This window comes from Candidatus Schmidhempelia bombi str. Bimp (assembly GCF_000471645.3).
Classification (GTDB): Bacteria; Pseudomonadota; Gammaproteobacteria; order Enterobacterales; family Orbaceae; genus Utexia; species Utexia bombi.
The window spans coordinates 1-9590 of the sequence record NZ_AWGA01000069.1 but is presented as its reverse complement, the minus strand read 5'-3'; the positions used below and the strand labels follow the sequence as shown (position 1 = coordinate 9590).

Annotated in this window: 3 protein-coding genes; all 3 read right to left on the bottom strand. The window is 45.8% G+C overall.

What is annotated here, in order from left to right; translation table 11 throughout:
* The coding region (locus O970_RS07775; RefSeq protein WP_024496552.1) for a two-partner secretion domain-containing protein at nt 1-6512 on the bottom strand (6512 nt) is incomplete at its 3' end.
* A gap of 224 nt (nt 6513-6736) precedes the next feature.
* Entirely contained in the window at nt 6737-8443 is a 1707-nt protein-coding gene (locus O970_RS07770; RefSeq protein WP_051318618.1) for a ShlB/FhaC/HecB family hemolysin secretion/activation protein, read from the bottom strand.
* A gap of 669 nt (nt 8444-9112) precedes the next feature.
* Nucleotides 9113-9590: S49 family peptidase (locus O970_RS07765; RefSeq protein WP_024496550.1), on the bottom strand; the 478-nt coding region annotated here is incomplete at its 5' end.

Sequence of the window (9590 nt, the reverse complement as noted above, 5' to 3'; positions counted from 1 at the left end):
CCTAAGCTATTTAGCGCCATCATTTGTTCTGGTGTTAAGCCATTTATAAACTCTTTGGCTTTATCTATATCAATACCCGCGTTTTTTGCCAATATCGCAGAAGCGATAAACTCGGGAGTGACAGGGAGCATACCTGAGGCTAATTCACTTGGTTTAATTAATTGCCAACCAATGCGTAAAATCAAGTAATTATTCTCCACCGCATTTTTACTCGCCATTCCGCCCGCGACTGCATCGGCTATGCTTTCTCCGCCGCCAACAATTGCGCCGGTCATGGCACCCGCAATACTGGCTATGCCGCTGACTTGCTCTTTTTCATCCGGCGATAGTTCATGCAGCGCTTTGGTTGGGTAGAGGATGTGGCTGATGATGTCGGCCGCGTTTTCACCTACCGCCGCCCCCGTTGCTCCCGCTAGAGCATTGCTGCCTTGGAGCTGTGCCATTACGCCGCCAAGTATTGCGTGCGCAACGGTGTTGGTGAGCGCGTCGGTTTGCCATTCGCCCGTTTCTGGGTTTTGGTGTCCAGTGTGCTGTTTGATGATGGTCGCGATTTCTGGTGCCAGTGCCCCTGATATTCCGCCCGCTATATTGCCACTGATTATGCCGCTGATAATTGAGCTGGCCGCATCTATCGCTTTGTTGACTTGGCTGCCCATGCCAGTTTGGCTTTGGCGGTTGATGGCGATGTCCATCGCCTTTTGGGCAATTTGTTGTTCGCTGGCATCGGCAGGGAGTTGTTGTCGAGCTTGTTCTAGGTCTTTTTGACTTGGTCCTCCTTGCTGTTTGATTTGATGTTGGGCATACGTTCGCCCTACCTTATCCGCCACTTGCTTCGCCTGTTTGGCGACTTCTGTTATTAGCTCGGTTTTGTCAATGTTGGTTTGGTGCTTGTCTTTGTCAAAGATGGTGTCTAGCGTGTGATGGGCATTGGCCGTGTCACGGCTGAGTTGGTTGATGTCTTGTTTTTGTCCTTCAGTGTTGTTGATGATAAGCTCGCCTTGCTCAACCGCTGATTTGGTGGTGCTGTTGGCATGTCCACTAGTGTGGTAACGGCTGCCACTTACCCCGCTGGTTCCGGCATTTATCGCGTCGTGGTTGACTTTATAATCCGCTTTGTTTTCTATGTCACTAAAGCCAATAGTGCCCGTATTAAGTCGGTTTTTACTGCTGTCTTTGGCTTCTGAGGCGATGACGGCGCCTGTTAAGTCGGTGTGGTGTCCTACTTTGATATCAAAGCCTTCTTTTCCTGCAAAGATGCCCGATTGGTCGGTGACACTTGCCCACTGGCTGTGCATGTCGGTTTTGCCTAGGTTTATCTCGCCACTTATTCCGCCACTGCCAACGCCATAACTGCCACTTACCGCCCCTTTTAGTTTGTCGTAGTCGTAGTTGTCACTGTCTTGGAGCGATTCGAGGTGGAGGTCGTGCCCAATATTGGCCTTAATTTGTTCCCCTTTTAACTGCCCGCCTTTGACCGTCATATCATGACCCGTTTCAATGGTGAGGTTGTTGTCCGCTTTGATGATACTTTCTGTCCAAGCAGAGCCATCTTGATTTTCTCGTTCACGGCTAAAGCTAGCATTGCCTTTTATCGCTAAGTGGGTCTCTTTACCTATACTTATGCCTACCCCAACACCGGCACTTGTCTGCCGTTCGTCACGGTCTCGATGCTGGGTGTTGACATCGCCAGTAAGATGAAGGTCGTTGTTGGCTTTTAAGTCGATGTCGTTACCCGCTTGAATGGTGCTGCCGGTGACCTTGATATTACCTTGCCCTGTTTGGTTGCCTGTCGCGGTGATGTGGATGTTGTTGCCCGCCGATACCCCTGCACTGTGCACTTGATGGTGGGTTTCGTTTATTTCACGTTCGGTGCGTTCGGTCCCTACCGTCGCGCTAACGCCGATGGAGGCACTGCTGTTGGTCGCATTGACCTCATCTAGACTGCCCATTCCGTCTAGTGCGGCATTTATGCCCGTTAGCCCCGCTTTAATCTCCGTTAAGGCGGCTATGTCTCGATTTCCCCGCTCCCTAGCCTGTTTGACCGCTTGTGCCGCTTCGTAAAGCTCCGCCACTGTGCCCGTCACGGCAACAGTTAGACCGGTTTTTTCTCGTTCATAGTGTTCTTGATAGTGGCTACGGCTGTCTAAGGATTGTATGTTGACTTCACTGGCGGTGAGGTTGATATCCTGCTTAGCAATGATTTCACTGCCGCGCACGGTGGTGGTGTTACCACTCTCTATCGTCACTCGACCTTCGCTGCTGCCGATAGTGGACCCAAGGTATTCGATGTCGCTTTGTTTGGTCTTTTGCTGTTCATTGAGACTGCCGATGGTAAAGCCTATTCCGCCACTGCTCATTAAGCCCGATTTTTTAGTCTGTTTATACTGCTCGTTGTAGTATTGCTCTTTGGCTGCATCAATGGTGATATCTCCCCCCGCCTTTAATACGGTGTCTTGTCGACCTACGACCTGACTACCGCTGACTTGAAGATTATTGTCCGCCTGTATGTTGATGGTTCCCCCTACTAGCGAACTGCCACTCTGCCATTGGTTGTCCACTTCATTGTGGGTGATGGTGGTGCTTTTGCTTAATAAGCCTTTACTGGTGATTTTGCTGTTGGCCGATAACTGCTCACGGTTTGCTGCACTGCTGAGCGTGATGTCTTGTGCCTTTAAGTTCAGTTGGTTGTCGGTCGATATCGTGGCCGCTTGACTGCTTAGCTGTTGCCCTGCCGTTAGCTCAATCTTGCCTTTGGCACTGATTTCACTGCCTATCTGTTGCCTGATATCGGTCTTGCGGTAGTTGTCGCTGTCAAGAATATTTTGCTGTTGGTCGCGGATAGCTGCCGTGCCTAATGTGAGGTTTTGTCCCGCATTGAGGGTTATGCTTCCTTGTTCGCCTTGACTGGCGATATGCGCAGCATTGGCGTGAATATCACGACCGGCAGTTAGGATGATATCCCCTTGCGTGCTCTGTATTGCCGCCACTCGCTCGATGTTGGTGTGCAGGTTGTGTCCAGTGCTGTGGTTTTGTTGGGTGCGGGTGCTGGAGATTAGGTCAATATCTTTACCCGCATTTAATGCTACGCGCTGTTTGCCTTGCACGGTGCCATGGTTGGTTATCGATTCCATCGCCTCTAAGGAGACCTTGTCCGCTAGCATTGTGCCTTTGTTTAGGATGTGCTCTCCTACTAGCGCCATATCTTGCTTGGCGTGGATAACCCCAGTATTGGTGATAGCGTTATCGCTGTGTATTGTCACCGTTTGTCCAGCAATTAACGCGCCACCACTCGCCACCTGTGGGCGGTTGACCAGATATAGCTGCGGGACCAGTACTTCGTGCTCTGAGCCATCTGCCAGTGTCACTTTTTCACTCACTAGCCAGACGATGTCGTTGGTGAGAGCTTGCATCTGCTCGGCTGTTAAGGCGACCCCTATCTTAAGTGGGTAGCGCTCAGCAAAATTGACCGCGTTGTCCATCAGCTGTTTGTATTGCGCCATATCACCTTGGTAGCCCGGTAGATTGCGCTGTCCAGTTAAGGCGGTTATCTGTTCTCGGATAAGTTGTTGTTCGTAGTAGCCATCCCCTAACCGTTTTTGTACGTTATTTGGGTCTTGTTTTAGTTGGGTTAATAGGTAGTCACTGCCTAACCACTTTTTGCGGTCCGTAAAACGCGGGTCTGTTTCAATCAGATGGTGACTGTCTGGGTTTTTGTTGATTTGATGTAGGCTGCTGCTCGGTATAGTGGTATTGGGCTTGACCGTGCTAATGCTGCCTATCTGGGTTGGCTTGTTTTTATCTGGCGCTGCGCCCACTGTGACCTGCGCTTTTTCAATAATTTTGCCCGCTTGTAAGTCGATAACGGTGATAATATCCGCAGGGTGGTAGCCTTGCTGTCGCGTTTCATGATAGTACCTTTTCCGCCCTGATTTACCTTTACTTTTTTTCCGGTAGTGATAGATATATTTACCCTGCGTTACCGTTTTTTGTATGCCTTGCGTTGATACGTTGTTTAATGCCGCCTCTATCGTTACCCGTTTACCAGCAATCAGTTTACTGTCGTGGTTTTCAACGTTATTGCCTTGGATAGTGAGATTGCCACCAGCGATAATCTCTCCCGGTTCACTGTGGGTAATTTGGGTTTCGTAGTAGCTTTCGGTGTATTGGTATTCGTTAAATTCATGCGCAACCCGTCCGTCTGGCGTCACTAAATCAAGGTAGTTATTCTTGCCATTTGTCACGGGCTTAATGCGCACCTCTTTAACATCGTAGCGCTTTGTCGAGCCTATATGACTATATTTATGGAATTTTGCTTCCCCTATTTTGACCAACTCAGTTTGTAGGTCGTCGTTGATGTTGTTTAATTCGTCAACTTGTAGCAGTATATCGTCACTCGCTTCTATTTTTGCTGAGTGGTTGTTGATTTGTTGCGCTCGTCCTGTAATTTGGTGATTTTCGGTTAGTCTTCCGCCAATATGTAGCCAACCTAGGCTGCGTAGCTCTGCGTGACCACGGTTGTCGAGCTGTTTAACCCCCAGAGCTAGACTCTCTCTGGCGGCAATAACCGCGGCGTTATCACCTTCGGCCAGATTATTCAGTTGCTGTGCCCCTATCCGAATATCATCGCCATATAATCGACCGGTACCAAGGTTATCTAGTCTATCGGTGTTGATGATAACTTGATTACCGTCAATTAATCCCCGATTAGTGATATGGGTGTCGATGGTTAATTGGGTGTTGCCACTGTTGATTTCGGCGCCGGCTTGGTTGGTTAATGTTTGCGCTGTGAGCGTTGCACCTTGGTTACCAATGATTTGTTGGTTGTTGATTAAGTGCTTGTCTGTATGAATCGCTAGCTTTCCTTCGGCTAAAATAGCACTTTGATTGGTTAAGCTCTCTTTAACGCCGATATCCATGTCGCCTGTTGATAGCAATTTGCCATCACCAGATAATGCTTTGCCTTTTATCGTTACGCCATTGCCTAACAGCGTACTATCTCGATGGTTAATCTGCTCTGCCTTGATGGTGAGTTGTCCATCACTGGTTAAGCTGGCTTGTTGGTGTGTCCAGTCTTGACTGGTTATGCTGGTGTTGCCGTTGACCTTCATCACCGCTTTATCAGTATTTAATTCGCCACTTTGTAGCGTTAGTTGTCCCGCTTGCGTTTGACTGCCAGCCAAGTTTAATTGGTCTTGAGTGGTGATAGTTAAATGCCCACCGGCTAATTGTTGTCCCTGTAAGGTCGCAGTCTGCGCGGTGATATTCATCTGACCTTGGTCGGTTAGCTTGCCTTGGTTATCGATTCCCGCGGCGATGACGGCTTGCTTTTGGTTGGTGATCCGTTGACTACTTAATGATAAGTCCTGTCCAGCAACGATAGTACCCTGATTGGTTATTGCCTGTTTAGCATCAATCGATAGCGCTCCTTTAGCATATATTTGTTTATGGTTGCTGACCGTTTGCTGGCTGTTTAGTTCAATATTATCTGCGGCTTGTATTTGGGCGTGGTTTTCAATTTTACCTGTGCTGCTAATCACAATACTGCCCGCGCTAGCCCCAAGTTGCCCTTGGTTGCGTACGCCAACACCACCTTCGGTGCCTATTAGTCGAATTTTACCCGCATACATACCGCCCAGCGCGGCAACATCAAGCGCCACTTGTGGCTCATCCATGTTGTTTTTTGCCGTGGCTTGAATTTGCTTGGTGTCTTGACTAACCTGATTTTGTCCAGTGACAACCGTTAAGGCTTGCGCATGCACCCCAGCATTGACGGCTACGGTACGGGCGATGATATCGGTGTAATCTGAGCGGCGACTATCTAATCCACGCCCTTCTATGGCAATGGTACCTTGCTGAACTTGATAACCAGTTAATTGACCATTTTTGATTATAGGCTCCCCTGTGGTGAGGGTCGCGCGTCCAGCATTAATAAACCCGCAACCATCACAGCTGATTCCGGCCGCATTGGCTATCACGACTTGTGCCTTTTGTCCTGCAACTTCTATATAACCTTTGAGCTTACTTGGGTCACGGCTGTTTACTTCGTTGAGGATGATTTTTGCCCCGCCGGTTTTTGCTAAAAATTCGTTGCCCTTGATATAGCCCGCTTGTTCAGTTAATGAGGATTGGTGGCTATTATTTAAAATGACCCCTTTGTTGGAGACGTCAAATTGGCGGTATTTATTGTGTGATAAGCCGCGCCCGTTCGGGGTCTGAATATTGACTTGTACGCTGCCATTGGCCGATTCTATGACCGTTGGTCGTTGTTGCTGTGTGGCGTTGCTATCAACGCGGATAGTGGTGGCTTGGGCTGGCAGTAGGATACTAACTAGCCCTAGCGCCGTCACGACTTGCCACCAGCAGGGGTGCACGTTAACCAGTTGACTGACCGCAGATGTGGCACGTTTGGCACGGCCACCACCACTCCTTGAGTGTCCGCCAGCTATTTCGGCGACGACCAGTAACATGCCCCTGACTCGGCTAAAAATAACGCGATAAAAGTGTTTGTTCATTGTTGTTATCCTTTTATGTGTGCACGCTATGTGCTATTTGCCATGGCTGTTGGTATTGATGTCGATCGCCATGGCTTTGTATTAAAATTGTTATTGGTTATTGTTTGGTATTAATAGGTTGATATTAATACGTATTTAACAGTTTTTAGTGTGCTATTATCGGTACCATTTTCTATTTAAGGCGAGTAAGGTATTGGCTCGCCTTGATGATGTTGGTTAGCGTGTTAATAACTCCAGTTAAGATTAAATCCAAATGTAACCCTATCGGTTTTAAGCAAGTCGGGTTTATAAATGGGTATGGCAGCAAAGGCATCATAGTTGACGCCCAGTAATGAACCGCGCACCCCCAGTGCTGCCCCGCTTAGATGATGGCCCAGTAGTAATTCTGAGGCTGATCCATAGACTTGACCGTAATCGAGACCTAAATAGGTTTCTCGATGTGGATCCATGGTTAATGCCACTTCTTGGCGAACATAGAAACCACGATCCGCTGCCAGCGTTAATTCACCATCAAATCCGCGGACACTCCAACGTCCACCAATGGCGAAACGTTCTTGTGGGGTAAGATTACCGCGGCGTGTGTGTTGTCCTTGTAAGTCAACGTTATAGCGTAAGGATTTGTCTTGGATCGAGAATGGGACGTTTACGCTTACGTTATAACGGAATAGTTCTGATAGGGCGGTGGCTTCATTAATAAATTCTTCTGGCGCAGCTAATGCCCCAAACCAACGTACGCCTTTTTGATATTGAATACCTAAATCTAAGGTATTTTGCCCCAAGTAGTGACGATGTTGTAAGCCTAGCTGCCAACTGGTTGTTTTTCGTTGTTGAATATCAATTTCACTGTCATCAATGTAGTTGTGTGAACGACGTAGTGTTACCCCATAAGTTAAGGTGGTTTTTTGGCTTTCGTTGCGGTGTAGTACTCGGCTGAGCTGAAAGTTTAAATTGCGACTACGTCCACTATATTGATAATTAGCGGGGATACCGGCTACGGTTTGGTAGTATTTATTACCACTGACAGTTGTACTAAATTGCCAGTAACCAATAGGAATAGAGTAGTGGATTAAGAAGTTTTGTGTGCCATAACGATCGCTAGCTCCATCAAGTTCACGTCCACCGGATACGTAAAAACTATCGCTTAATTGAAATGGATTGTCTAGATAGAGGGTGAATCCGCCTTGATAGCGTCCGGTGCCGCGCGATCCAGAGTCATCAAGTGAAACACCAACACGCCAGTATTTGCTTTGACTGCGGGTAATCACAATATCGCTTTCTCCTGGATTTTCGCCTGGAATTAATTCCATTTCTGCGCTTACGGTTGGTAAACGCTGTAAATTTTCCAGTCCTTGCTCAATATCACGTAAGTTAAGCAGTTGACCTACGTTAACCGGCATAGCGTTTTTTAAGTTGGCGTAGATATGGCTACCCTGTTTATAACGTAGGGCACTGACTATACCTTTAGCAATATGTAGGGTGAGTGTACCTGTCGTTAAGTCTTGTGGCGGAGCAACGATACGTGTTGTGATGTAACCATAATTAATTAGCTGATTTTGTAATTGACTCATCAGTAAATTAACCCCTTCTGAGCCAAGGCAACGCCCTTCAGCTTGTCGAGCTAGTGTATAGAGGGGTATGGTTAATGGTATTGCTTCTCTATCGGTTAATATAACTTTTTTAATCACAAAGCAGACCACTTCATGTGGAAAATCGAGTTGTTGACGAGGTAGGGGCGAATCCAATAAACGCACCGCTTTATCAGGGGACGTGAGTTGTGATTCAAGTGCTCGTTGTCTCTCTTGTTGGTGAAGTAGCTGTTGATCATTAAGCTTCTGGGATACCTCAACCCTCGTATTGGCGTATGTTGTAGTGATGCCTAATAAGCTGCTCGCTACCATAAGTAAAAAAGGGCGGATTTTTTTTATATTCATTATTTATTTACCGTCTTTTGAAAAGGCGGACTATTCTAATGATAAAATATTTACATTTCCATTACATTTTTTTAATTTAACTTTTTTTATTTTTACGTTATTTTTAATGCAGTCAGGATGGATTAGTAAAATAGAGACATATAAGTAATAACTTAAAAATAATTTTTTTAATAAAATCAAAAAAATAATTATTTTTCTCAACTTTGTTTTGGTTAGTTAAAAAATTAATTTATTTGATGTATAAAAATTATTTAGTTAACATTAATGTTTTTAGTATAGGTGTAAGTGTTTAGCGTATTTAATTTGTGATTTTAGGCAAATTTGGACTCAACCCGAGCTTGGTAAGCGAGTATCAAGCTGATGTGGATGATAAAAATTAAGTGGCTAGCGATATAAAAATTATCAAAGACTGATTTTTATGTTTTTTGATAAGCTAGTGATTGTCCTATCTCATTGAATCAGACAAAACTAAATTTTTTATTATAAGAACTGACTTTATAGTGTTGGTATTGATAATATTATGTAAAGTGTGTGTCTGATAACGCAATCAATCCATCAATTCAGGTTTAGCATGGCGATGTTTTAGTCATCAAAAGAGAGTCATTTAATTTTTCATAATTAACCCCAAAGGGGGCATGTTTAAGCACATCCCCCTTTAATTTTTTAGTGCTATTTCAGTAGTTGTGAGCGATAAAATAGCCGTTCGACTCCTTGTACGATGCGCTTAGATAAGCGATCTGTCCATTTTTTATGGCGTCGATAGGTGACTGAGAGGATTTTATAGTCATGAATATGGGCGAGAATAATATCATCACTGGTCCCAATTTCATCGACTAGCCCCTTGTCTTTGGCTTGAGTAGCAAACCAATGTTCACCTGTTGCGACGTGTTCAATATCTAAATTAGGGCGATTTTGCTTAACAAAGTCCTTAAATAGATGATGAACTTCTTCTAATTCCTGTTTGAATTTTTGTCGCCCTTCTGGGGTGTTTTCACCAAACATCGTGAGTGTGCGTTTGTATTCCCCCGCCGTTTCTAATTCAATATCAATATCATTTTTCTTTAACAACCGGTGAAAATTAGGCATTTGCGCCACGACGCCAATCGAGCCAATAATGGCAAAAGGGGCGGCAATAATTTTATTGGCG

Bases quoted from the DNA above. Each gene is read 5' to 3' on its own strand.
- O970_RS07770 (WP_051318618.1), bottom strand. From the start codon at position 8,443: ATGAATATAAAAAAAATCCGCCCTTTTTTACTTATGGTAGCGAGCAGC.